Below are 24692 nucleotides of genomic sequence, written 5' to 3'. Positions count from 1 at the left end.
GGGTCCTCCTCGGTTCGTGCGGCCGTGCCGGGCGCGCCGGCGGCGAGATCAGGGGAAGGGGTGGGGGGCCGGGTTGAGGTCGGCGGGCTCCAGATCGCGCTCGCGCAGCCCCGCCTCGCGCAGGGCCGTGCGCATGCGCGGCATGCCCAGCGCGCGCTGGCGCGACCACCCGAAGTCGATCGGCAGCAGCCCCGGCACCAGCACGCTCACGGTGTGCAGGCCCAGCGCCCGCTGCTCCGGCAGCGTCTGGTCGACCACCACCACGTCGAACCCCCGGGCCGCGACCGCCTCGACGCACCGCGCCAGGTCCTCCCGCACGTCGTCCGACACCGCGGGGCCCCGCAGCGCCGACACCGGCCGCAGCGGCCCCCGCGAGGGCCCGCGCAGCAGGAAGTCCGCGTGGCGGCCCATCTCCGGCACCCCGTACACCAGCGGATGGTCGTGCAGCGCGGTGACCAGGTCGAAGTCGGCCGCCATCGCACGCAGCCGCTCCTCGTCCCGCTCGGTGCGCCCGGGCAGGTTCACGGCGTCCGTGGCGATCTCGCACAGCGCCGAGTCCAGCGCCGACTCCGGGTCCAGCCCGGCCCCGGCCCCGAAGCACATCCGCCCGGTGCCGCCGTCGAACCGCTCGGCGACGGCGGTCACCACCGGGATCGGGAAGCTGATCCGCGTGTCGAAGAACCGCGCCCGGTAGCCGTACAGGGCGAGCCGGTCGACCATCGCCCGCGTCGAGGCCCGGTCGCTGGTGGCCGGGTCGATCTCGGGCAGCGGCTGGCGCCCGTACCAGGTGAGCAGGAAGGCGTCCCGCTCCACGACCTCCATCAGCCCGAAGTAGGCGGCCTCGGCCAGGCTCCCGCCCGAGGCGCAGCCGTTGGAGCTCTCCTGCACGAACCGGTTCTCCAGACCCGGCGCGTGGTAGTACGTCAGCACCTCGGGCACCAGCCTCGGCTGCCGATCGCGCAGCGACCACCCCCACACCCACGGGATCTCCCGGTCCGGGTCGAAGGGCCGCACCCTGGGGTTCTCCCGGTAGAACGCCTCGCCGTACAGGCCCACCCGCCGCGGGTCGACGGCGTCGGCCCCGAACCCGTTCAGCGAGCCGGTGACGCTGGTCGTACGCGAGCGGGAGCGCATGCCCGCGTACCGCTCCAGCCCCTCCAGCACCCCGACGCGGGCGCTGCGGTCGAAGGAGTCCGTGTGCCCGCCCCAGAAGGTCTCCCGCAGGTACTCGCCCGAGCGCATCGAGAAGCAGCCGATGGTCGCGGAGGTGGTGGTCGAGGAGACGTCCTGGACCAGCGAGGGACCCAGCGCCCCGCACAGCGGATTCGCGAACGCCGCCACGTCGATGGCGTACGCCTCCACCGGCCGCGTACGGAACGCCCCCGGCCGGTACTTGGGCGCCGGCCCCGGATCCAGCGCCCGGGCCGTGTCCTCCTCGGGCGTCCCGCACACCGGGCACTCCGGATCGGGCACCAGCGGGTACCCTCGCACGGTCCCGCTCCGCAGGTCCAGCACCCACACCCGCGGGAACACCCCGGACGTCTCCCCGGAGCCCGCCGAGACCACCAGCGCGGCCACCGCGTCGGCGGCGAAGGCGTGCGCGTACGGCGAGCCACCCGCAGCCCGGGTCCGCCCGCCCAGCTCCAGGGCGTCCCGCAGCGCGACCGACCGCACGGCCTGCCAGCGCCGCTCCAGGCACCGCGCGCAGCCCGCCCCCTCCGCCGGGAGGGGGCCGACCACGGCCTGGTGGCCGTAGAGCGCCACCGGCACGGCGCCCGCCGGGACCTCCCGCCCGGCGGCGGCGAAAGCGTCCCGCAGCCCCAGCGCCACCACGGCCACCGGGGGCCCGCCCAGCGCGGCCACCGCACGCTCCAGCAGGGCGGTGAACCGCCCGGCGGCCTCCTGCCCGAGCCCGTCCGCCGGCGCGGCGGAGCCACTACGCGTCATCGCCGGGCTCCCGGACCGCCGCCGAGGCCAGCAGCACCCGTACGGTGTGGATGCCCACCCCGGCCAGCTCCGCCGACCCGGTCGGCACCGCGTACGCGTCGAGCCCCGCCCCGGCCAGCCGCTCCAGCACCTGCTCCCAGGAGGTGCCCGGCCCCGCCGCCAGGGGGGCGGCCGCCGCGTCCGACACCGCCAGCGCGCGCGGGTCCAGGTCCCGCAGCAGGGGATCGCGGCCCGCGTCGGCCGAGGCCGCCCCGTACTGGGCCGCGCCCAGCAGCTCCCGCAGGGCCGCGACCGCCGCCGTCCGCCGGTCCAGGCCCTCGCCCAGCGCCCAGCGCTCCCCGGCGCGCGCCAGCAGCACCTGCACCCCGGATCGCGGGCCCTCACCGAGGTCCAGCAGCTCCGGCTCCAGCCCCAGCCGGTCCGCCGACCGCAGCAGGAAGACCAGTTCCGCGTCCTCACCGTCGCGCTCCGGCAGCGGCACCCGGTCCGAGGCCGCGCCGCGCACGGCCCGCAGCAGCGCCGCGTGCCCGAGGGCCGACAGCAGCCCGGCCGCCGCCGCGTCGGCGGGGGAGGGGCCGGCCCCGGCCCCGGCGCGGGTCCGCTCGAAGAGCCGCTCCGCGTTGTGCGGGCCGAACGGCCGCACCGCGCCCGCCGGGACCAGCACGGGCTCCTTCGTCAGCAGGGACACCGCCCGCTGGTACGCCGTAGCCGCGCCCGGCAGCCCGGAGGCCGTCGCCAGCCGCGCCGCGGCCACCGCGCCCGGCTCCCCGGCGCCGCCGACCACGTCCCGGGCGGGCACCACGTGCTCCGCGTACACCAGGGCCGCCGCGTCCAGGGCGCGCATCCGCGCCCCCGCCACGTGGTGGACGTCGAACGCGGCCACCGTGCGGGTCTCCCCGTGCCCGAGGCCCAGCTCCACCACCCCCGCCTTCAGCGGGATCTGGGTGAGCTCCTCGTCCGCGTACCGGGTGAACACCCCCGCGTACGGGCGCACCACGGCCGAACGCCGGTTCAGCTCCTCGACCAGCTCGTCCGCGTCCCGGGCGGTCTCCAGCGTCGGCAGCGCCGGCGTGCCCGAGGCGCCGGCGGCGGACAGGTCCAGGGGCGCCGCCTCCGGCTCCGCGGGCGCGCAGAACGGGCAGCGCGGGTGCGGGAAGAGCGGCTCGGCGGTCACGTCCAGCGAGGCCGTGTCCTGGACGAGCAGCCGCCCGGCCGTCTCGGCCGGCAGCGAGCCGGAGGTCACGCGGAACACCTCGTAGCCCAGCAGGTTGCCGATCATCGCGGCCAGCGGCCGCCCCGGCACCGGGCCCGCCGCTAGGGCGGCCTCCGGCAGCGCCAGGGCGCTCCACAGCTCGGCCGCCGCGGCGCCCCCGCGCGCCGCGCCCAGCCGCAGGGCCGCGCAGGACCAGCAGCCGGCGGTGCCGTGCGCCATGAGCGGGCCGACGACGGCGTCGTTCCCGTACGACCATGCGGGCAGCAGGGTGCGCCCCTCGGGTACGCCCGCGCGCAGCAGCGGCAGCAGCCGCGCCGGCGCCTGCGCGCCACCGGTCACCACGACGACGTCGTACGACCCCAGCCCGGCCCAGTCGAGGGGGCCCTCGGGCAGGGTGCGGATCTCCACCGGGCAGCCGTCGGTGACGGCCTCGGCCGCCTCGGCCCGCACCCCGCCGGCGTCCGCCCCCGGCAGCACGCCGACGACGGCGCAGCCGTTGCGCACCAGGCTCAGCGCGCACCAGCGGGCCACCGCGTCCTCGCCCAGGACGGCGACCTTGGTGTCGCGGAAGCGCAGGAAGCGGGCCTCGGCGTCATCGGCGTAGTGGTCGGCGTAGGCGATCTGCGGTGCGTATCTGCGCGCCACGTCCGGCGGCGGGGCCGCGGCCCGCCGCACCGGCCCGGGCACGGGGCCGGCGACGGAACGGGCGAAGTCCCGTTCGTAGAGGGTCTTGACGAGTTCGCCGACCATCGCGCGCTGTGCGTCGCCGAGGCCCCGGCAGAGCTCGGTGACGGTGTGCTCGCCCGTCAGGTGCGGGACGATCAGGGTGGCGAACCGGTACGCGGTCCGGGCGGTGAGGCGGAAGCCCCCGTCGGAGTTGTGGAACAGCACCCCGTCGGGCGTCTCGGTGAAGAGCACGTCCCGGCGGATCCTGGGGCGGGTCGCGGCGACGTGCTGGTAGCTGTCCAGGGACATGGAACACCTCTGGTTGCGGTCTGGTGGGGACGAAGGCGTGAGGTGGGAGATGTCGGGGAGGCGGTCGGGGCCGCCTCAGCGGGGCAGGAGGGCCGCGGCGCCGTCGCGGCCCTGGGCCAGCCACCGCGCGTAGACACGGAGGAAGGCGTGGATCCGGTAGGGCTCGCCGGGCGGCCCGTCCTCGAGCATCCCGGCCTCCACGAGCTGTTCGAGCACGCTCTCGCTCCCGGCTGTGGCCGGACCGGAGTGCGGCTCGAGCGAGCCCAGCCGAAGGAACGCCTCCCGCAGCGCGGGCGGCAGCGCCGCGACGGCCTGCCCGAACACCTCCGGCACCGACAGCCGGGGATCCTCGGCGAGGGCCAGCCTGCCCGGCGGGTCCTCCGCCAGCCAGGCGGCGCAGTCGGCGACGGACAGGCCCGGCCGGGTCAGCAGCCGCCCGGCGGCGATGCGCAGGGCGAGCGGGAAGTGGCCGCACACGCCGGCCAGTTCGCGGACGGCCGGCTCCTCGGCGGCGATCCGCCCGGCTCCGATGAGCCCGGCGAGCAGCTCGCGGGCGTCGGCCGGGGTGAGGACGTCGAGCCGGTGCACGAAGCCGCCGTGCGTGGCGACCGCCGCCGCGAGCCCGCGCCGGCTGGTCACCAGGACCACCGCGCCGCCGGTCTCCGGCAGCAGCGGCAGGACCTGCCCGGCCCCCGCCGCGTCGTCGAGGATCAGCAGCCGCCGGCCGCCGCCGCCGGGCTCGGGCAGCAGCTTGCGGGCCTCCTCGTGGTCGAGGGGGCTCCCGTCCGGCCGGGCCAGGCCGATGCCGAACACCCCTCCGGGGAAGGCCCGCCGCACCTCGTACGCGCTCTGGTGCGCGAGCGCCGACTTGCCGATCCCGGGAGCTCCGGAGACGACCAGCAGCCGGGGCCCGTCGGGGTCCGTGAGGCGCAGGGCCAGGGCCCGCAGGTCCGCCCCGCGCCCGGCGAACCCGGGCACCGGCGGTGGCCCGGCGGGTTCGGGGGCACGGCCGGAGGGGGCCGGCGCGGGACGCGGCGGGGCCGGCGCGAGGTCTCCGGCGCGGGTGGCCGGTCCCAGCTCCTCGGCGCGCAGGATCGACAGTTCCAGGCGCCGCAGCCCCGGCCCGGGGTCCACGCCCAGCTCCTCGCGCAGCCGTTCGCGGACGGTGCGGTACTCGGCGAGCGCCTCGGCCTGCCGTCCGGTGCGGTAGAGGGCCTCGACGAGCTGCTCGGTGAAGCGCTCGCGGACGGGATGGCGGCGGGCGCTCTCGTAGAGGTCGACCAGGACCTGATGGCAGTTCCCGGCGGCCAGTTCGAGATCGCACACCCGCTCCAGCACCCGCAGCCGCTCCTGTTCGAGGGCGGGTACCGCGTCCCGCTGGAGCATGCGCGAGGCCACGTTGGCCAGGGGCTGCCCCTGCCAGAGCGAGAGCGCCTCCCGCAGCCGGTAGAGCTCCTCGGCGGTCCCGGCGGCGGCCCGGGCCCGCGCGGTCAGCGAGCGGAACTGCGCGAGGTCGAGCGTCCCGGTGTCGTTGCGCATCCGGTAACCGCCCGGCACCGCCTCGATGGTGGTCGCGGAGATGCCGTACTTCGCGAACAGCCTGCGCAGCCGCAGCACACAGGTCTGGAGCGCGGCCCGGGCGGTCGCGGGCGGCTCCTCGTCCCATACGGCGCGCAGCAGGTAGCCGGTGGAGACCACGGCGCCCGGGTGGAGCAGGAGGGCGGCGAGGAGACTCGTCGGTTTGGACGGTTTGAGCACTACAGTCTCGGGGCCGTGGGCAATGCTCAAGGGCCCCAGAAGCTGGAACCGCATGGATGGTTCCCCCGTGTCGGATCGCGTGTGTCGCAGATGGGCGTGACGGGGGCGTCGTGCCCACGAGCCGCCGCACCGGTTCCGGCGCGCCGGGGGATCCCTTCCTCTCCGTCCCCCGGAATCCGTGCTGTTACCGCCGGTCCGCTCATTGTCTTCACACGTGGACGAGCCCCGATGGTCGGCCGCTCGAGGATCGCCGGAGGACCCGTTCCCCTATTCGAAGCGCGTGGTGTCGCCCGCCCCCCGGCGCAGGATCTCCGCCTCGCCGCCGGAGAAGTCGATGACGGTGGTCGGCCGGGTGCCACAGTCCCCGGAGTCGACCACCGCGTCCACCACGTGGTCGAGCCGCTCCTTGATCTCCCAGCCCTGCGTCATCGGCTCCTCCTCGCCCGGCAGGAGCAGGGTGCTGGAGAGCAGCGGCTCGCCCAGCTCGGTGAGCAGGGCCTGGGTGACCAGGTGGTCGGGGATGCGGACCCCGACCGTCTTCTTCTTCGGGTGCAGCAGCTGGCGCGGCACCTCCGAGGTGGCCTTGAGGATGAAGGTGTAGGGGCCCGGCGTCGCCGCCTTGACGGCCCGGAACACGTCGTTGTCCACGTGGACGAACTGCCCCAGCTGGGCGAAGTTCTGGCACACGAGGGTGAAGTGGTGCCGGTCGTCCAGGTTGCGGATCGACCGGATCCGCGTGATGCCGTCACGGTTGCCCAGCTGGCACCCCAGAGCGAAACAGGAGTCGGTGGGGTACGCGATGAGCGCGCCGGAGCGGATGCTGTCCGCCACGCTGGTGAGGGTGCGCCGCTGCGGGTTCTCGGGGTGCACGTCGAAGTATTTCGCCATCCGCCGAGCCTACGGGACCGGACCGCTGCGCTCCGCCCTCCCGCCCGTGCCCGGTGCCGTACTCCGTCCGGGTTCACTTGGGGTGCCCGTTCGGAGGCAGAGCCGAGTTTATGATCATCGTTTCGGCTTCCGGTCCTCTTTGATGCTGCCATCCGGCGTGGGACGACTGGGAGGGCTGCGTGGCGAAGTCACGGACGAAGGCGTGGAGTGCGGTCGCCGCGGTGACGGGGGCCGCGCTGGCCCTCGCCACCGCACCGGGCCGCACGGCCGAGGCGGTGGCGGCCCCCGGCCCCGCCCCCGAGGCGGCGGTCACCCTGCTGGTGGGCCACGCCGTGGAGGGGGGCGGCGGCGCGGACGCCGCCACGTGGTGCGCCGCCGGGGCCTTCCGCGGCGGCCGCTGCGGCACCTGGCAGCAGCAGCGGGTGCTCGCCACCGCGCGCGGCGGCTCCGTCCTGTGGGACCCGGCCCTCGGCGAGGCCGGCGAACTCCCCACGGACGCGGGCGCGCCGCTGGAGATCGCCCTCGCCCGCCCGGAGGCCGGCCGCCTCACCGACGTGACCGTCACCGACGGCCGCGGCCGCCACCTCGCCGGCGCCCTCGGCCCCGGCGGCGGACACTGGCGCAACACCGAACCGCTGCGCGCGGGGCAGGCCTACACCGTCCGGGTCGGCGCCCAGGACGGCGCCGGCGCCCCCGTCGGCGTGAGCCTGCTGTTCAGGACCGCACCGCCCGACGACGGGGGCAGGCTCACCGCCGAGTTCGGCCCCCGCCCCGGGACGTACGGCGCCGGCGAGATCGTCACCGCCGACCTCAGCCACCCCGTCCCCGCCGACGCCCCCGAGGCCCGCGCCCGCGTGGAGCAGGCGCTCCAGGTGACCTCGCAGCCCCACACCGAGGGAGCCTGGCACTGGGTCGACGACTCGACCCTGCACTACCGGCCCCGCACGTACTGGCCCGCCCACACCGTCGTCCGCGTCCGCAGCGGCCTCGACGGGGTCGAACTCGGCGAACACGGCTACGGCGGACCCTCCGAACCCCTCGAGTTCACCGTCGGCGACCGGATCGAGGCCGTCACCGACTCCGCCGCCCACGTGATGACCGTACGCCGCAACGGACGCGTCATCAGGACCATCCCGGTCACCACCGGCAAGGAGGGCTTCCGCACCCGCAGCGGGGTCAAGGTCGTCCTGGGCAAGGAGTACAAGGTCCGCATGCGCGGCGACACCGTCGGCATCCAGAAGGGCACCAAGGAGTTCTACGACCTCCCCGTCTTCTACGCGACGCGGGTCACCTGGAGCGGCGAGTACGTCCACGCCGCGCCCTGGTCGGTCGAGGCGCAGGGCGAGGAGAACGTCAGCCACGGCTGCACCGGCATGTCCACCGCCGACGCCGCCTGGTTCTTCGACACCGTCCGCGAGGGCGACATCGTCGAGGTGGTCAACAGCGGCGGCGAGAAGATGCCCCCCTTCGGCAACGGCATCGGCGACTGGAACCTGGACTGGCGCACCTGGCTCTCCGGCAGCGCCCTGACGCCCGCCGCCGCCCCGCACCAGCCGCCGGGCGGCCCCTCCCGCCTCGACCCGACGACATGAGGACCTGAGAGCGGTGGCCCCCCTCGCGGTGCGCCCCGCCCCGCCGGCCGCCGCGGGCCCGCGCCGGGTGCTGCTGGCGGGCGCCGCCGGGAACTTCACCGAGTGGTACGAGTTCGGCGTCTACGGGGCCTTCGCCACGGTCATCGCCGACCGGTTCTTCACCCCCTCGGCGGCGGCCGGCCAGGGCGGTGCCGGCCCGCTGCTCGCCACGTACGCCTCCTTCGCGGTGGCCTTCTTCTTCCGCCCCGCCGGAGCCCTCCTCTTCGGCCGCCTCGGCGACCGGACCGGCCGCCGGCCCGCCCTGGTCCTCGTCATCGCCCTGATGACCCTGGCCACCACCCTGATCGGCCTCCTCCCGTCCCGGGACACGCTGGGGGTCGCGGCCCCGTGGCTGCTCACCCTGCTCCGCGTCGTCCAGGGGCTGTGCGCGGGAGGGGAGTTCGGCGGCGCGGTGGCCCTGCTGACGGAATCCGCGCCCCCGGGCCGCCGCGGCCGCCACGGTGCCTGGCAGTCCTTCACCGTGGCCCTCGGCCTGCTCGCCGGCGCGGGCGCCGCCGCCCTCCTGGCCGCCCTGCTCTCCCCGGCGGCCCTGTACGCCTGGGGCTGGCGGATCCCGTTCCTGCTGGCCCTGCCGCTCGGGCTGGCCGCGCTCCGGCTGCGCCGGGGACTGCCCGACGCACCGCCGCCCGCGCCGCCCGCACCCCCGCCACCGGGAGCCGGCCCGCCCGCCGCAGCCGTCACCGCGCGGACCGTCGTCCTCGGCGTCGGGCGGCTCATGGGCTGGTCCGCGGCCGGGTACACCTTCCTCGTGGTGCTGCCCTCCTACCTCCAGGCCACCCTCGGCGCCTCCTTCCGGCAGGCCCTGCTCGCGACCACCCTCGCCAACCTCGGCTTCGCCGCCGCGATCCTGCCCGCCGGCATCCTCAGCGACCGCGTCGGCCGCCGCCCCGTCATGCTCGCCGGCGCCCTCACCGTCACCTTCTGCGCGCTCCCGCTCCTCCACCTCCTCCAGGACCCCGCCGCCCCCGCCCCCGCCCGGGCCGCCGCCGTCCTCGGCGCGGGCGCGGCCGTCGGCCTGCTCGCGGGCCCCGGACCCGCCATGCTCGCCGAGATGTTCCCCGCCCGGGTGCGCTGCACCGGCCTGGGACTGGCGTACGCCCTCACCGGCGCCGTGTTCTCCGGCTGCGCGGGCCTCGTCATCACCGCCCTGACCGCCGCCACCGGGGACCGCGACATCCCCGCCTACTACGCCGCCGGCACCTGCGCCCTCAGCGCCCTGGCCCTGTCCGGCCCGCGCGGGGACGACCACCGGAAGCCCCTGCGGTGAACGTGATCGGCCTGATGTCGGGCACCTCGTACGACGCGGTCGACGCGGCCGCCGCCCACCTCACGCTCGAGGACGGCGGCGAGACCCTTCGGCTGCTGCCGCTCGGCACGCTCAGCACCCCGTACGAGCCCGCCCTGCGCGACGCCCTCGCGGCGGCCCTGCCGCCCGCGCCCACCACCCTGGCCGACGTGTGCCTCCTCGACACCCGCATCGGCCAGGCCTTCGCGGCCCTCGCGGCCCGCGCCGACCGCGACCTGTGCGCGGGCCGCGCCGAACTGATCGCCTCGCACGGCCAGACCGTCTACCACTGGACGTCCGCCGGGCAGGTCCACGGCACCCTCCAACTCGGCAGCCCCGCCTGGATCGCCGAGACCACCGGCCGCCCCGTCGTCGCCGACTTCCGCCCCCGCGACATCGCGGCCGGGGGCCAGGGCGCCCCCCTCGTCAGCCTCGTCGACCTGATGCTGCTGCGCGGCCGCCCCGGCACGCCCGCCGCCCTGAACATCGGCGGCATCGCCAACCTCACCGCCGTACCCCCGGCCGGCCCGCCCGTGGCGTTCGACACCGGCCCCGGCAACGCCCTGATGGACGCCGCCGTACGCGAAGCCACCGGCGGGCGGCTGGCGTACGACGAGGACGGTGCCCTCGCCGCCGCCGGCCGGGTCCACGAACCGCTCCTGCGGCGCCTGCTCGCCGAGCCCTACTACCGGCTGCCCGCCCCCAAGACCACCGGCAAGGAGCTGTTCCACGCCGGCCACCTGCGCACCGCCCTCGCCGGCTGCGCCGCCCTCCCGCCGCAGGACCTCCTCGCCACCCTCGCCCGGCTCACCGCCCGCACCGTCGCCGACGCCCTGCGCCCGCTGCGCGTCACCGAGGTCATCGCCTCCGGAGGCGGCACCCGCAACCCGGCCCTGATGGCCATGCTCCGCGAGGAACTGCCCGCGCGCACCGCCCTGCTGGACTCGGCGGCGCTGGGCCTGCCCGCCGCCGCGAAGGAGGCGTACGCCTTCGCCGTCCTCGGCTTCCTCACCCTGCACGGCCTGCCCGGCAACGCCCCCGCCTGCACCGGGGCCCTGGGACCCCGGGTCCTCGGCTCCCTCACCCCGGGGCACGGGCCGCTGCGGCTGCCGCCCCGGCCGTCCCGTCCCCCGCTGCGGCTCGCCGTCGGCCCGCGGCCCTGAGCGTCACCGCGCCGCCCCGTCCGAGCTCCCCGCGGTACGAGGGGCCGGCGGCGTCGGCAGCGGAGCGCCCTCCTGCTGTACGAGGGCCAGCAGGACCAGCGCGTCGGTCCAGCCGAGGGGCGCGACGGCCTTCGGCAGGCCCTGCGCGTCCACCGTTTCGGGCAGTTCACCGAGGACGTTGCGCTGCGCCAGCACCCAGTCGAGCACCGCGCCGCCCTTCTCGCGCTCGCCCGTGGCCGACCAGGCGAGCGCGAAGAACGAGGTGCTCGCCGTCCACGTGATGTTCCCCCACCCCGCGTCCGGGTCACTGCCCGGCACCAGCCCGCCGTTGGACCGCAGCAGGGCCCGGTACGTCGTGTCGAGCGCCTGCGGCAGATCGGCCGGAGCCGTGTTGAACGGGGGCGCCATGAACGCGGCCGCGCTGTCATAACCGTGCCGCCCGTCGACGGTGCGCTGGTAGCCGAGCGGCGCGAACCGCCGGGCGATGCCCTGCTCCAGCCGCCCCGCGGCCGCCGTCCAGCGTGCGGCGTCCTGCGTCCGCCCGAGCCCGGAGGCGAGGTCGGCGGCGGCCCGCAGCCCCGACAGCAGCGGCGCCGCGGTGCCGATGTTCGCGGTGGTCGTGGGCAGCTCCCAGTAGTCGGGGGAGGCGGGCGGCAGCCCGTCGTCGTCCAGCGAGGCCGCCGTGTAGTCGGCCGCCTTCACGATCGCCGGGTACAGCGCGCGCAGCCGCTCCTCCCGGTCCGCCCGGGGAGCCGTGCGGTACCACTGCCAGGTCGCCCAGGGCACCCAGCCGTTCGCGTCCAGCTGCCACTGCCGGGAGTCCGGCGGCCCCGAGCCGTCCAGCAGCGTACGGGCCTCCCACGTGCCGTCGGGCCGCTGCGTGCGCGCGCTGTAGCGCAGGATCCGGTAGGCCTCCTCGTCGTGCCCGGTGTGCGCGAACGCGGCCGCCGCGAAGGCCGAGTCACGCGGCCACGAGTAGTCCCAGAAGGTGGACCACGCCGCGGCGAACGCCCCGTTCGGCCGCAGCAGCGCCCGCAGCGACAGCAGCGCCCGCTCCGCGGCCTCGCGCCGCTCCCGCGCCGCCCCGGGCACCAGCCCCTGCTCCAGCCACCGCCGCGAGGCGGCGATCTGCGCCAGCGCGCCCGCGTCCCCGGCCTCGACCACCCGGGACTTCGCCGCGCCCTCCGGCAGGTAGCGCCAGCGGCCCGACGGCAGCGCCAGCACGTTGCTGCCCTCCACGTAGCGGGCGCCGACCGCGAAGGGCGGGTCGACGGACTCCACCGCCTGCCCGTTGGACAGCAGCCCGGCCGTCCGGCCGGGCCGCAGCGAAACCGGCACGAAGCAGGCCTCGGTCTCCCCGCACCGCTCGGAGCCGGCCGGGTTCACGTAGAACGCCAGCCGGCCCGTGCCCGTCTGCCACCCGCCCCGCTCCCGGTCGTACGGCGCGCCCGCCGGCGAGCCGGCCGCGACGGCCCGGGTGCCGTGCCAGGTGACCGCCTTGTCCTCGGCGGCGGAGGCCTGAGCGAACAGGTAGTAGCGGGCGCCGGGCCGCAGCGCGGCCGTCAGCGGGACCTCGACCCAGCCCGTGCCCGGTCCGCCCAGGGCGGCCAGGTCGACGCTGCCCGAGGCGATGGCGGAGCCGGCGTCGTCCCGGGCGGTGCGCACCTGCACGTTCAGCCTCCCGGCCGCCGCCCCGCTGCTGAGGAACAGCGAGACCCGCGAGAGCCGGTCGTCGTCGGTGCTGAACTCCTGGGCGGCCGCGCGTCCGGCGCTCCCCGCACCCGTGATCCCGTACAGGGCCACATCGTGCCCCGCCTGCCCGTCGTACGCCGCCCGCCCGCCGGGGGAGCGGGATCCGCTCGCGGCGGCCACCCCGTCCGCCGTGTGCAACAGCGTCGCGAGCAGGGCGGTGGCCACCAGAACGGACCGTGTGCGCATCACGCATTGCCTCCACTGTGATGAAGCGTCAAGAAGCCTGGCAGAGCGCGTGGGCGGCGCTATTCATCCAATATCCCCGGCCGTGCCGCCCTGGAAGGGGACGCGATCGCTCCTGCCGCGCATGACACCCCGAACGCCGCCCGGATGGTCCAACGTCCGCTCACCAGCCGGGGTAACGGTCCAGCCCGTACGGGTCCCGGCCGTCCGCGTACCCGCTGCCGCCCGGGGGCCCCCGCCGCGCTCCGACAGCCAGGGCCCGCCCCACCTCCCCTCGCCCCGGAGCGAAGCCGCCGCGTACAGCCCCCCCAGGAAGAGCGGCGCACGCCGACGGCCCGGGCGCCTCACCGTCCCTCCACAGCCGCACCAGCGCGACACCACCGCATGCGAACAGGCTCTCCCCGTCCACCAACGCGCACACGCGCCCACCCGAACCGACCGGCACACGAGGCGCCGGGCCAGACCCACGGGGGAACAGTGATCACTCGACGGACCGCACTCCGGGCAGGCGTCGCCGCCACCAGCATCGTCGGCACCGGCGGCATGCTGCTGCCCGTCGTGAACGCCGTCGCGACCGAGCCGGCCGGCACCGCCGCGGCCGAGCTCGACGCCGCGTCCATAGCCAAGTTCACCCAGAGGATGCCGCTGCCCCCGGTCCTCCAGCCCTACCTGAACACGGGCACCACCAGCTACTACCGCATGACCCTGAAGGAAGCCTCCAAGGAGATCGTGCCGGGCCTGAGAACCCCCCTGCGCACCTTCAACGGCTCCTTCCCCGGCCCCGTCATCAAGGCCGAGTCGGGCCGGCGCGTCGTGGTCAAGCAGACCAACTCCCTCTCGGTCCCCACCTCGATCCACCTCCACGGTGCCCACGTCCCCCAGGACAGCGACGGCTCCCCGATGGACCTGATCGCGGCCGGCGGCGGTACCAAGACGTACACGTACCCCAACACCCAGCCGCACGCGAACCTGTGGTTCCACGACCACGCCCACCACATGGAGTCGGAGAACGTCTTCCGCGGGATGACGGGCACCTACATCCTCACGGACGACACCGAGCGCCGCCTCGGCCTGCCCTCCGGCCAGTACGACGTGCCGGTCTCGCTGCGCGACGCCCGCTTCCTCGAGAGCGGCGAGCTCGTGTACGCGATGGGCGACTTCATGAAGCGCAACGTCGTCCTCGCCAACGGCAAGGCCTGGCCGTTCTTCGAGGTCGCGGCGCGCAAGTACCGCTTCCGCCTCACCAACACCGCCAACCAGCGCTTCTTCGACCTCCACCTCGCCGACGACTCCGAGCTCGTCCAGATCGGCACCGACGGCGGGCTCCTCCCCGCCCCGCACCGCACGAACGTGGTGTCCATCAGCCCCGGCGAGCGGGCCGACGTCGTCATCGACTTCTCCCGCTACCCCGTCGGCACCGTCATCGAGCTGCGGAACAAGGAGGTCGCGCCCTTCGAGTCCGCGGACGTGGTCGGCCGGGTGCTCCAGTTCCGGGTCACCCGCACCGCGCAGGACCGCAGCGTCGTCCCGGACCGGCTGCGGACCCTGCCCGTGCTCGGCCAGGCCACCGTCAACCGCGAGTTCGACATGCGGATGGACGAGGCTCCCGGCGGCAGCGCGTACATCAACGGCAAGACGTACGAGATGGACCGCATCGACACCGAGATCGCCTACGGTGCCACCGAGATCTGGACCGTGACGAACAGCAACAAGGTCGCCCCGCACAACTTCCACATGCACCTGGTGCAGTTCCGGGTGCTGGAGCGCAACGGCAAGCCGGTCACCTCCGGCCCCGAGACCGGTCTGAAGGACACCGTGCCCCTCAAGCCGGGCGAGACCGTGAAGCTCCAGGCGACCTTCGACGGCTACCGCGGCACCTACGTCTACCACTGCCACCTGTTCGACCACGGCGCCATGGGCATGATGGCGAACATGCGCATCTCCTGACCCCCGCCCCCGCTCCGCCCCGGCCCCCCGTTGCCGAACCCGGGCCGTGATCGTTTGGCCGTCCGACGGGCGGTCGGGCAGGAACGACACACGAGACGGGTGGCCGGGGTGCGGATGAGGCGCAGGACGGTTCTGCGGGCGGCTTCGGCCGGAGCGCTGACGGCGGCCACCGGGCTGCGGCCCCCGTCCGGGGCGGCGGCCGCCCCGCCGGCCGGTCCGCCCGCCGGGCCGGAGGCGGGGGAGCGGGCCGTGCTGCGCTTCACCCGCGCGACCAACGGCGCGGCCACCGCCACCGCCGACGGGCAGCGCGTCGTCGCCGAGGTGCAGAACGTCCTGTGGGCGCTGCCCGCGGACGGCTCCCCCGCCACCGCGCTCACCCCGCCCGACCTGGAACCCGGCCGCCCCGTCTTCTCCCCGGACGGGCGCCGCGTGGCCATGAGCGCCTACCGCGGCGGCACCTTCCACATCTGGGTGATGCACGCCGACGGCTCCGGCCTGCGCCGGCTCACCGACGGCCCCCACGACCACCGGGCACCCGCCTGGTCCCCCGACGGCCGCACCCTCGCCTTCTGCTCCGAACGCGGCGGCGACCCCGTCGCCGGCAGCCCGTACCGGATCTGGACCGTCTCCCTCGCCGACGGAGGCCTGCGCCGCCTCACCGGACTGCCCGGCCAGGCCGGACCCTGCCAGGACGGCCCGTGGGAGGACCTCGACCCGGTCTTCGCGCCCGACGGCAGCCGCGTACTGTTCCTGCGCGCCACCCTGACCGGCGAGACCCTGACCGCCCGCACCCTCGCCTCCGTCGCCGCCGGCGCGGCGGGCCCCGTACGGACCGAACACACCGTCACCGGCGGCAGCCTGCTGGCCCCCGCCCTCTCCCCGTCCGGCCGCACCGCCTGGCTGTCCGCCGCCCCCGGACCCCGCAAGGCCGAGAAGCTGACCCTGTACGCCGACGGCCGCCCGGTCGCCCTCGCCGGCGACCTCGCCCCCGCACCCCCGCGCTGGATCGGCGACGACCGCCTCCTGATCACCCTCGACGGCCGCTTCCGGGTGGTCCGCCCGCACCGCGAGGACGGCCCCGGCCACGAGATCCCCCTCGACGCCACCCTCGAAGTGGCCCGCCCCCGCTACCGGGTCAAGGAGTACGACCTGGAGGCCGAACGGCCCCGCCCCGTCCGCGGCGTCCACCTGCCCGCCCTCTCGCCGGACGCCCGCAGCGTCGCCTTCGCCGCGCTGGGCGCCCTCTGGGTCGCCCCGGTCGCCGGGGGAGCCCCGCGCAGGATCCTCCAGGCCCCCGCCACCGCCTACGTCCAGGGCCCGGTGTGGACCCCGGACGGCCGCGCCCTGGTCTACACCGACGACCGCGACGGGCTGAACACCGTACGCCGCAGGGAACTCGCCGACGGCCGCGAGAGCGTGCTCTCCCCGCCCGGCCGCGTCTACGGCTCCCTCTCCCGGGACGGCACCCGCCTCGCCGCCCTCGACCTCGCCGGGCGGCTGATCGTCCGCGACCTCGCCGCCGCCGCCGACACCCCGCTCGTGCCGGCCCTGGGCGGCGGCGGCCTGCCCGGCCCGCCCAGCTGGTCCCCCGACGGCCGCCACATCGCCCTCTGCGACCGCAACCGGCTCAGCCTCCGCTTCCGCGAGGGCTACAACCTCATCCGGATCGTCGACACCGCCACCGGCACCGCCCGCCTCCACGCCCTCGCCCCGCACACCTCCCTCTCCGACCGCTACGCCAGCGGCCCGGTCTGGTCCCCCGACGGCCGCTTCCTGGCCTGCGTCGCCGAATCGGCCCTCTGGCTGCTCCCCGTCACCCCCGACGGCACCCCCGCGGGCCCCGCCCGCCGCCTCACCGGCGAACCGGCCGACCACCCCTCCTGGTCCGCCGACTCCCGCACCCTGCTCTACCAGTCCAACGCCCGCCTGCGCCTGCTCGCCCTGCGCGCCGACGGCACCCCCGACGGAGCCCCCCGCACCGTCCCGGTCTCCCTGTCCTACCGGCGCCCCGAGCCCGTCGACACCGTCGTGCACGCCGGACTGCTGTGGGACGCCACCGGAACCGCGCCCCGCGCCGACGTCGACGTCCTCATCAGCGGCGGCCGCATCACCGCCGTCGAACCGCACCGCCCCCGCCGCCGCACCGCCCGCACGATCGACGCCTCCGGCGGCACCGTCCTGCCCGGCCTGTGGGACTCCCACGTCCACCCGTACCCCTACACCTACGGGGCCCGCCAGGGCGCCCTGCTGCTGGCCTACGGGATCACCACCGCCGTCTCCCTCGGCGGCTCCGCCTACGAACAGGCCCGGCTGCGCGAGGACGTCCGCTCCGGCCGGCTCGCCTCCCCCCGGCTGCTGGCCGGCGGCGAGCTCCTCGACGGCTCCCGCGTCGCCTACAGCATGGGCCGCGCCCACCGCACCCACGAGGGACTCGCCCGCTCGCTGGCCCGCGCCGAAGCCCTCGACTGGGACGTCGTCAAGACCTACGTCCGCGCCCCGTACGCCTTCATGGAAGAGGCCGCCCGCTTCGCCCGCGAACGGCTCGGCGTCCGCACCGGCTCCCACCTGTGCGCCCCCGGCATCCAGTCCGGGCAGGACCTCACCACCCACCTCGTCGCCACCGAACGCGCCGAGTACGGGCACGGCGCGACCCCCGCCGGCCACACCCACCAGGACACCCTGGAGGTCTACACCCGTGGCGGCTTCGACCTCGTCGCCACCCCCTTCACCGCCCTGCCCCTGATCGGCACCGACCCGGCGCTCGCCGCCGAACCGCGCGTCACGGCGATGATGCCGCCCTGGGACGCGGCCACCGTCCGGGCCGCGGCCGCCCACCCGCCGACCCCCGACCAGGACACCGCCCTGGAGCGGGAGGTGGCCGTCTACCGCAGCGTCCTCACCGGCGGCGGCCGCGTCGCACTCGGCACCGACGCCCCCCTCACCCCCGTCGGGCTCCACCTCCACCTCGCCCTGCGCGCGCTGCACCGCCACGGCCTGTCACCCGCCGAGGCCCTCACCACCGCCACCCGCACCCCCGCCCGCGTCTTCGGCGCCGAAGACCGGCTCGGCACCGCCGAACCGGGCAAGCTCGCCGACCTCACCCTCGTCGACGGCGACCCCTTCACCGACTTCGCCGACCTCGTCCGCGTCCGGGCCGTGCTGCGCGCCGGCACCCTGTACGAACGCGCCGCGCTGGAAGCCGCCTTCCCCCGCCCCGCCGGCCCCGCCCGCTCCTGGCGCCCCGTCCTGCACCAGCTGCACGGCGACTCCTGCTGCACCGCCCACCCGGTCAACGGGCGACTCCTGTAGGGGGGTTACCCCCACCCCGGGCGGCAGGCGTACCGGATGGGCTCCCGGGGCGGGTTCGACCAGGCTTGCCCCATGACCACTCCACTGAACAAGGCCCTCCTGCTCACCCTCTCCGCCGCGGCCGCCGCCACCGCCCTCACCGGCACCGCCCTCCCCGCCCAGGCGGCCGGCGGCCCCCGCCCGCAGACCCCCGCGCTCAGCTGGCACCCCTGCGCCAAGCCGGGCGGCCCCGCCACCCAGGAGTGCGCCGACCTCCCCGTACCGCTCGACTACGACGACCCCGACGGCCCGCAGATCACCGTGGCCGTCTCCCGCGTCCGCAGCGACCGCCCGCAGGCCCGGCGCGGCACCCTCGTCGTCATCCCCGGCGGACCGGGCGGCTCCGGCGTACAGCGCCTGACGCAGAAGGGCGCCGCACTCCAGCAGCAGCTCGCAGGCGCCTACGACCTCGTCGCCTTCGACCCGCGCGGGGTCGGCGGCTCCACCACCGCCACCTGCGGCCTCGCCCCCGGCGACCGCTACCTCACCAGCCTGCGCTCCTGGCCCGGCCCGGACGGGGACGTCACCGAGAACCTCGCCCGCTCCCGGCGCACCGCCGAGGCCTGCGCCCGCAACGGCGGACCCGTGCTGCGCAGCTTCACCACCCTCAACCAGGTCCGCGACATGGACCGCCTGCGCGAGGTGCTGGGGGAGCGCAAGCTCTCCGCCTGGGGAGTCTCGTACGGGACCTACGTGGGCGCCGTGTACGCGCAGACGTACCCCGGGCGCACCGACCGCTGGGTCCTCGACAGCAGCGGCGACCCGGACCCCAAGCGCGTCGCCCGCGGCTGGCTCGCCAACATGGGGCAGGGCGCCGACGACCGCTTCCCCGACTTCGCCGCCTGGGCGGCCCACCCCGACCGCGACAGGGACGGCCTCCGGCTGGCGCAGCGCCCCGAGGAGGTGGAACCCCTCCTGCTCTCGCTCTTCGCCTCCCTCGACCGCGCACCCCGCCCGTCCACCACCCCGGGCGTGCCCCTGACCGGCAACGGCCTGCGCCAGGCCCTGCAGAACACCCTCTACAGCGACTCCGCCTTCCCCGGCTTCGCCCGGCTCGTCGCCGCCCTGCGCGACCCGGCCCACACCCCCGCCCTCCCGCCGGAGCTGGCCCGGCCGCTGCGCGACGAGGACGCCGCCCAGCTGGTCGCGGTCCTGTGCAACGACGTCACCTGGCCCGCCGGCTCCGCGGCCGACTACCGGCGCGCCGTCGACGAGGACCGGGCCCGCCACCCGCTGACGGCCGGGATGCCGGTCAACGTGTCCCCGTGCTCCTTCTGGAAGGACGCCCCCGAGCACAAGCCCGTCAAGATCACCGGCCACGGCCCCTCCGGCATCCTGATGATCCAGAGCCGCCGCGACCCGTCCACGCCCCACTCCAAGAGCCTGAAGATGCGCCAGGCCCTCGGGGACCGGGCCGTACTCGTCACCGTCGAGCAGGGCGGCCACGGCGTCTACCTCGGCAACGGCAACGCCTGCGGCGACCGCACCGTCACCCGGTTCCTCACCACCGGCCGGCGCCCCGCCCAGGACACCAGCTGCGCGAACTGAGCGCCCGGGCCGCGCGGCGCGCGGGCGCCCCCGTACGGCGTCACGATGGAACGAGGGCATGTCCTTCCCGGAGGTCCCCTTGCCACCCGCAGGTCCCCTTGCCACCCGCGGGTCCCCCTTCCTACCCGCAGGGCCGTGGAGATCATCATGAGCACGCACCAGGTGGGCTCCGACACCACCGTTCTCGCCGACTGCCTGGAAGTCCCCGGAATCGGCTTCGTCCCCGTCAACGCCTTCGTCCTGCACGCCCGGGAGCCGGTCGTCGTCGACACCGGCCTGGGCCTGCCCGACCGGGACTTCCTGGCCGCCCTCGCCGGAGCGGTCGACCCGGCCGACGTGCGCTGGATCTGGCTGACCCACCCCGACCGCGACCACACCGGAGGCCTCTTCGCCCTCCTGGAGGCAGCGCCCCGGGCGCGCGTGGTCTCCACGTTCCTCGGCGTCGGGATCATGTCCACCGAGCACCCGCTGCCCCAGGACCGCGTGTTCCTGCTCAACCCCGGCCAGAGCCTGGACGTCGGAGACCGCACACTGCACGCCTTCCGGCCGCCGCTGTACGACAACCCCGCCACCGTCGGGTTCTTCGACGACCGCACCGGCACCTGCTTCAGCTCCGACTGCTTCGGCGCCCCGCTGCCCACGGCCGACCTCGCCACCTGCGACGACGTCTCCGACGTGGGGGCCGAGGACCTGAAGGCCGCCCAGCTGCTCTGGGCGAGCGTGGACAGCCCCTGGGCCCAGGTGGCGGACCGCGACGCCTTCCTCGCCACGGCCGACCCGCTGCGCTCCGCCGACCCGCGGACCATCTTCTCCACCCACCTGCCGCCGGCCTCCGGCCTCACCCCGCGCTTCCTCGACACCCTCACCGCGGTCCCCGGCCTGACCCCCTTCACCGGCCCGGACCAGGCCGCCCTGGAGCAGATGCTCGCCGCCTTCGCGCCGGGCCCCCGGTAGGACCGGCCGCGCGACCCCCGGTGACGGACACCGGTAGGGCCGCCCGAGGGTCCGGGCGCCGGACCCCCGCGCGTCACACCACCGCGCCCGCGGGCGGTGGTTGACTGGCCGCATGCCGCTCGACGCCTACGGGGTGCTGTCAGGGACGCTGCACCGCCACTTCCGCGACCAGCCCGACACCCAGGGGCGCTGGTTCCACGTCAACCTGGAGGTGGACGCGCCCGCCGGCCGCCACCGGTGCGCCGTCGACGTGGACAGCAAGCAGTCCACGACCGGCGTCCAGTGGAAGGTGTTCACCCTCGCCGCCTCCGTGCTCGACCCGGTGCCCTCCCTGGACCCCGGCTACCACGACCTTTCGGCCTCCCCGGGCTCCGGAGCCCTCGACTACCTCCGCCACCCCGGCCTCCAGCACCGCCCCGGCTGCGCCGGCGTCATCCGGCCGCCCGCACGGCTCCGGGAGCTCCTGAACCGGCTGAACCCGCCCCGCCCCTGGACCTCCGGCTCCAACCTCGACGCCGCGCAGGCGCTGGAGCCGTTGCTCGTGCCCGGCCGGGAGATCCTGGTCTTCGGCGAGCCCTTCGACCACGGGCTCGGCATGCACAACATCCACCAGAACCAGGGCGATCCGTACGGCAGCCAGTGGTGGGACGACAACGGCACCTGGCAGGACGGCGCCACCCTCACCCGCCGGCCGGACGGCCACTACGACGTCTTCCTCAACAAGTTCTCCAGCCAGGCCGGCCACACCGGGCCCGACGGCCACCCGGCATAGGCGGCCGCCGCGTGGAGGAACGCTTCGACACCTGGGCGGCCGGGGACGGTTACGAGCGGTACATGGGCCGCTGGAGCCGGCTGGTCGCCGACGCCTTCGCGGCCTCGCTGGACGTGGGCCCCGGGGCCCGCTGGATCGACGCCGGGTGCGGTACGGGCGCGCTCGCCGGGGCGGTGGCGGCCCGGTGCCGGCCACGGCTGGTGCTGGGCGTGGACCGGTCCGCGGCCTTCGTGGCCGCGGCCCGCGCCACCGCGCCCGGCACGGCGGCCTTCGCGGTGGCCGACGCCCAGGCGCTGCCGGTGCGCGACGGGGCATGCGACGCCGTCGTCAGCGGCCTCGCCCTCAACTTCCTGCCCGCGCCGGGAGCGGCGGCCGTCGAGGCGGCCCGGGCGGTGCGGCCGGGCGGGCTGGTCGCCGCGTACGTGTGGGACTACGCGGAGGGCATGGGGCTGCTGCGCCGGTTCTGGGACGCGGCCGCCGCCGTGGACCCGTCGGCGGCCGCCCTGGACGAGGGCCGCCGCTTCCCCCTGTGCCGCCCGGAGCCGCTGCGCGCGCTGTGGACGGGGGCGGGCCTGACGGCGGTGGAGGTCGTCCCGGTCGAGGTGCCCACCGTGTTCACGGGCTTCGCGGACGTGTGGGATCCCTTCCTGGCCGGGCAGGGCCCCGCACCCGGCTACGTCGCCTCCCTAGCCCCCGCGGCCCGGCGGCGGCTGCGCGACACCCTGGCCGGGTCCCTGCCGGCACGGCGCGACGGGTCCATCGCGCTGACGGCCCGCGCCTGGGCCGTCAGCGGCCGCCGAACAGGCCGCCGAACGGGCCCGTCGCCAGCTTGCGGACGGCGGGGAGCTGCCGGTGCAGGGCCGTCCCCGGGCACTCGGTGCTGAACACGTCGCGGTGGCCGGAGATCCGCTGCACCGTGACCCGCTCCCCGGCCTTGAAGCGCCCGTTGTCCAAGGAGGCGCTGAGGGTGACGGTGCCGGCCGGGTCGTAGCCGTAGCGGCCCAGCGCCCAGGCGGCCAGCCGCGCGACGGCCGCCACCGCCCCGGGCGGCGCCTGGCGGTCGGAGTACCGGCCGATGACCGCGACGCCCAGGGTGCCGGTGTTGAAGCCGAGGGTGTGCGCTCCGGTGACCGGCCGGCCGGAGCCGCCGGCACGGCCCTCGAAGACCGTGCCGCACTTGTCGACCACGTAGTTGTAGCCGAGGTCCTTCCAGCCGTTGACCCGCTGGTGGAGGGCCTGCAGACCGCGTACGACCGCCGGGGAGTCCGCGCAGTCGTAGTCGTTGCTCTGAGCGGTGTGGTGGACGAACACGGCCCGCACGTCCCGGCCGTACACCACCGGCTCGGCGGGATCCTCCGTCGCGCCCCAGCGGGCGCGCGGGACGATCCGGGGCCGGGAGGCCGGCCCGCCCGCCCCCTCGTAGGCGGCCGGCTCCGCCGCGCCCGCCCGCCCGGGGCCCGGGTCGACCAGGTCCAGGCGCAGCCCGGCCGGCAGCCGGGCCCCGGCGCGGCCCGCGCGCACCTCCACCGCGTCGGACGGCCCCGCCCACCACGGCTCCCCGGCCTCCACCTCCGTCCAGGGGGTCCAGGCCCCGGAGCCCCGCTGCCGGGCGCGGACCCGGTACGCCCCGCCCGGCCCGTCGGGGCCGCCGGCGGGCGCGGTGACGGCGAGCATGCTGAAGGGGGCCCGGTCGTCCGCGAGGACGGCGGCGGCGCCGGCCGAGGTGAGGGTGACGGCATGCGGCGGCGGGGGAGGCCCGGCCGGTGCGCCGCCGCTCGCGGCGAGGGTGACGAGCGCACAGGTGAGGGCGGCGGTGAGGGGCGTCAGCGGGATCCCGCGGGTGCGCACTCGGCTCTCTCCTGGATCCCGGTCGGCGGACGGAGGACGACGGGAACCGGAACCAGTGGCTTCTGCGGCGGGCCCCGAGCCGTTCCCCGGCCCCGAGGACACAAGGCGCCGGCCGGACTGGAAGTGCCCGGCCGGCGCTCTGCGTACTTCGCTGACCGCCCCCTTCAACGAGCCCGGGGCCCGTCGGTCACGGGTGGCGGCCGGCGGCTCGTGCCCCCGGGGGCGGATGAGCGGTTCAGTTGGCGGCGTACACGCGGACCGCGAACTCCGCGATGTCCTCGTCCGAGAGGTTCTTCGCCAGATCGGCCTCGGTGATCATGCCGATGAGGCGCCGGCCGCCGGCCATGTCGATGACGGGCAGCCGCTTGATCTGGTGGACCTCCATGGTGTCCAGCGCCTCCTGGGCGTTGCTGTCGGCGTCCACCCAGTGCAGGGTGCCGGCGAGTTCCCCGGCCCGGACCGTCGCCGGGTCCCTGCCCTCGGCGCAGCACTTGACGACGATGTCGCGGTCGGTGATCAGCCCCTGGAGCCGCTCGTCGTCCCCGCAGATCGGCAGACAGCCGACGTTCATGTCGCGCATCATCCGCGCCGCGTCCTGAAGGGACTGGTCCTCGCGGATGCACTGCACGCCCTTGCTCATGATGTCCCGGGCCCGCAGGTTCCTGTTCATGGTGCCTCCTCGGCTTTCCGAGTGCGTTCCGAAACCCTCCCGTGCCCTCCTCCGCCCCTCCATGCCCTCCCCCTACGAGGACAGCACGGATGGACGGGCGGGGCGCGTCGGGCGGTCCCCCTGGGGCGGGACGCCGAAACGTAGTTGACCGTTCGTTCCAGATAGCCTTACGATCTTCGGCATGGCCAGGACCAGGGAATTCGATCCGGACGCCGTGCTCCAGTCGGCCCTCGAGCTGTTCTGGCGGCGCGGCTACGAAGCGACGTCGGTCGCCGACCTCGTCGAGCACCTCGGCATCGGCCGGGCCAGCATCTACGCGACCTTCGGCAGCAAGCACGAGCTCTACCTGAAGGCCCTGGACCGGTACGCGGAGGCGCACCACCCGCTGCTCCTGGCCGAGCTCTCCGCGCCGGGACCGGCGCTGCCCGCCGTGCGGGCCGTGGTGCGCCGCTTCGCCGCGGAGGCCGCGTCCCCGGGAGTGCGGCGCAGCGGCTGCTTCGTCACCAACACGGCGGCCGAGCTGGCCCCGCACGACCCGGCGGCCGCCCGCCGGGTCGAGGTGAGCTGGGACCGCCTCGAGACGCTGCTCCACTCGGCGCTCGTACGGGCCCAGGGGCAGGGGGAGCTGGACGCCGGCCGTGATCCGCGCGCGCTGGCCCGGATGCTGCTGGTCCTGCTCCAGGGCGTCCGCGTCGTCGGCAAGGCCTCGGACGACCCCGCGCGGGTGCGGGACGCGGCCGAGCAGGCGCTGGCGCTGCTGGCCTGACGGCGCCGGCCCGTACCACCCCG

17 protein-coding genes are annotated in these 24692 nt (G+C 76.2%); 10 read left to right on the top strand and 7 right to left on the bottom strand.

Going from position 1 to position 24692, the window contains the following annotated elements:
- Positions 1 to 48 precede the first annotated feature (48 nt).
- The 4 genes from ACZ501_RS12565 to ACZ501_RS12550 form a co-directional block, all read right to left on the bottom strand.
- Positions 49 to 1947, bottom strand: coding sequence for a TOMM precursor leader peptide-binding protein (locus tag ACZ501_RS12565; RefSeq protein ID WP_468794664.1), 1899 nt, complete (start codon positions 1945 to 1947; stop codon positions 49 to 51).
- Entirely contained in the window at positions 1937 to 4135 is a 2199-nt protein-coding gene (locus ACZ501_RS12560) for a TOMM precursor leader peptide-binding protein (protein ID WP_468794661.1), read from the bottom strand. The genes ACZ501_RS12565 and ACZ501_RS12560 overlap by 11 nt, the downstream gene beginning before the upstream one ends.
- 75 nt (positions 4136 to 4210) lie before the next feature.
- Positions 4211 to 5923 carry an AfsR/SARP family transcriptional regulator gene (locus ACZ501_RS12555; RefSeq protein ID WP_468794658.1) on the bottom strand — a complete coding sequence of 571 codons (1713 nt, stop codon included), beginning with the start codon at positions 5921 to 5923 and terminating at the stop codon, positions 4211 to 4213.
- 237 nt (positions 5924 to 6160) lie between these two features.
- Positions 6161 to 6781, bottom strand: a complete 621-nt coding sequence (locus ACZ501_RS12550; protein WP_361611159.1) for an L-threonylcarbamoyladenylate synthase — start codon at positions 6779 to 6781, stop codon at positions 6161 to 6163.
- Between the two features lie 179 nt (positions 6782 to 6960).
- Between ACZ501_RS12550 and ACZ501_RS12545 the strand changes: the two genes are divergently transcribed.
- From ACZ501_RS12545 to ACZ501_RS12535, 3 genes are read left to right on the top strand one after another with little or no spacing between them, the layout of a single operon-like run.
- The gene (locus ACZ501_RS12545; protein ID WP_362459645.1) at positions 6961 to 8373 is read left to right on the top strand and encodes a L,D-transpeptidase; all 1413 of its coding nucleotides are present in this window, start codon (positions 6961 to 6963) and stop codon (positions 8371 to 8373) included.
- A 13-nt stretch (positions 8374 to 8386) separates the two neighbouring features.
- Positions 8387 to 9700, top strand: coding sequence for an MFS transporter (locus ACZ501_RS12540; protein WP_468794655.1), 1314 nt, complete (start codon positions 8387 to 8389; stop codon positions 9698 to 9700).
- Positions 9697 to 10881: an anhydro-N-acetylmuramic acid kinase gene (locus ACZ501_RS12535; RefSeq protein ID WP_468794652.1), complete on the top strand. Its 1185-nt coding sequence runs from the start codon at positions 9697 to 9699 to the stop codon at positions 10879 to 10881. The genes ACZ501_RS12540 and ACZ501_RS12535 overlap by 4 nt, the downstream gene beginning before the upstream one ends.
- A 3-nt stretch (positions 10882 to 10884) precedes the next feature.
- On the opposite strand, the gene ACZ501_RS12530 is transcribed toward ACZ501_RS12535, so the two are convergent.
- Positions 10885 to 12822 (bottom strand): glycoside hydrolase family 15 protein, encoded by a 1938-nt coding sequence (locus ACZ501_RS12530; protein WP_468794649.1) that lies wholly within the window; start codon positions 12820 to 12822, stop codon positions 10885 to 10887.
- A 471-nt stretch (positions 12823 to 13293) separates the two neighbouring features.
- On the opposite strand from ACZ501_RS12530, the gene ACZ501_RS12525 reads away from it, so the two are divergent.
- The 6 genes from ACZ501_RS12525 (at position 13294) to ACZ501_RS12500 (ending at position 22269) form a co-directional block, all read left to right on the top strand.
- A complete protein-coding gene (locus tag ACZ501_RS12525; RefSeq protein WP_361608532.1) occupies positions 13294 to 14763 on the top strand; it encodes a multicopper oxidase family protein in 1470 nt (489 codons plus the stop codon).
- A gap of 114 nt (positions 14764 to 14877) precedes the next feature.
- Positions 14878 to 18072 (top strand): amidohydrolase family protein, encoded by a 3195-nt coding sequence (locus ACZ501_RS12520; RefSeq protein ID WP_468794646.1) that lies wholly within the window; start codon positions 14878 to 14880, stop codon positions 18070 to 18072.
- 72 nt (positions 18073 to 18144) lie between these two features.
- Entirely contained in the window at positions 18145 to 19659 is a 1515-nt protein-coding gene (locus tag ACZ501_RS12515; protein WP_468794643.1) for an alpha/beta hydrolase, read from the top strand.
- A 147-nt stretch (positions 19660 to 19806) separates the two neighbouring features.
- Positions 19807 to 20613 carry an MBL fold metallo-hydrolase gene (locus ACZ501_RS12510; protein WP_468794640.1) on the top strand — a complete coding sequence of 269 codons (807 nt, stop codon included), beginning with the start codon at positions 19807 to 19809 and terminating at the stop codon, positions 20611 to 20613.
- Between the two features lie 112 nt (positions 20614 to 20725).
- Positions 20726 to 21385 (top strand): DUF2278 family protein, encoded by a 660-nt coding sequence (locus tag ACZ501_RS12505; protein ID WP_362459626.1) that lies wholly within the window; start codon positions 20726 to 20728, stop codon positions 21383 to 21385.
- 11 nt (positions 21386 to 21396) lie between these two features.
- On the top strand, positions 21397 to 22269 hold the full coding sequence (locus ACZ501_RS12500) for a class I SAM-dependent methyltransferase (RefSeq protein ID WP_468794637.1): 873 nt from the start codon (positions 21397 to 21399) through the stop codon (positions 22267 to 22269).
- Here the strand turns inward: ACZ501_RS12500 and ACZ501_RS12495 are convergent.
- Both ACZ501_RS12495 and ACZ501_RS12490 read right to left on the bottom strand, forming a co-directional pair.
- Complete coding sequence (locus ACZ501_RS12495) at positions 22172 to 23233, bottom strand: N-acetylmuramoyl-L-alanine amidase (protein WP_468794635.1); 1062 nt, start codon at positions 23231 to 23233, stop codon at positions 22172 to 22174. The genes ACZ501_RS12500 and ACZ501_RS12495 overlap by 98 nt on opposite strands.
- A gap of 235 nt (positions 23234 to 23468) precedes the next feature.
- The gene (locus tag ACZ501_RS12490) at positions 23469 to 23903 is read right to left on the bottom strand and encodes a CBS domain-containing protein (RefSeq protein ID WP_361611193.1); all 435 of its coding nucleotides are present in this window, start codon (positions 23901 to 23903) and stop codon (positions 23469 to 23471) included.
- Positions 23904 to 24084: 181 nt separating this feature from the next.
- On the opposite strand from ACZ501_RS12490, the gene ACZ501_RS12485 reads away from it, so the two are divergent.
- The gene (locus tag ACZ501_RS12485) at positions 24085 to 24669 is read left to right on the top strand and encodes a TetR/AcrR family transcriptional regulator (RefSeq protein ID WP_361611194.1); all 585 of its coding nucleotides are present in this window, start codon (positions 24085 to 24087) and stop codon (positions 24667 to 24669) included.
- Positions 24670 to 24692 lie beyond the last annotated feature (23 nt).

The sequence above is a fragment of the Streptomyces sp. NPDC034085 genome, from assembly GCF_055575555.1.
Note: the sequence above shows the minus strand (reverse complement) of the source record. Positions and strands in the feature narration are given on the sequence as shown.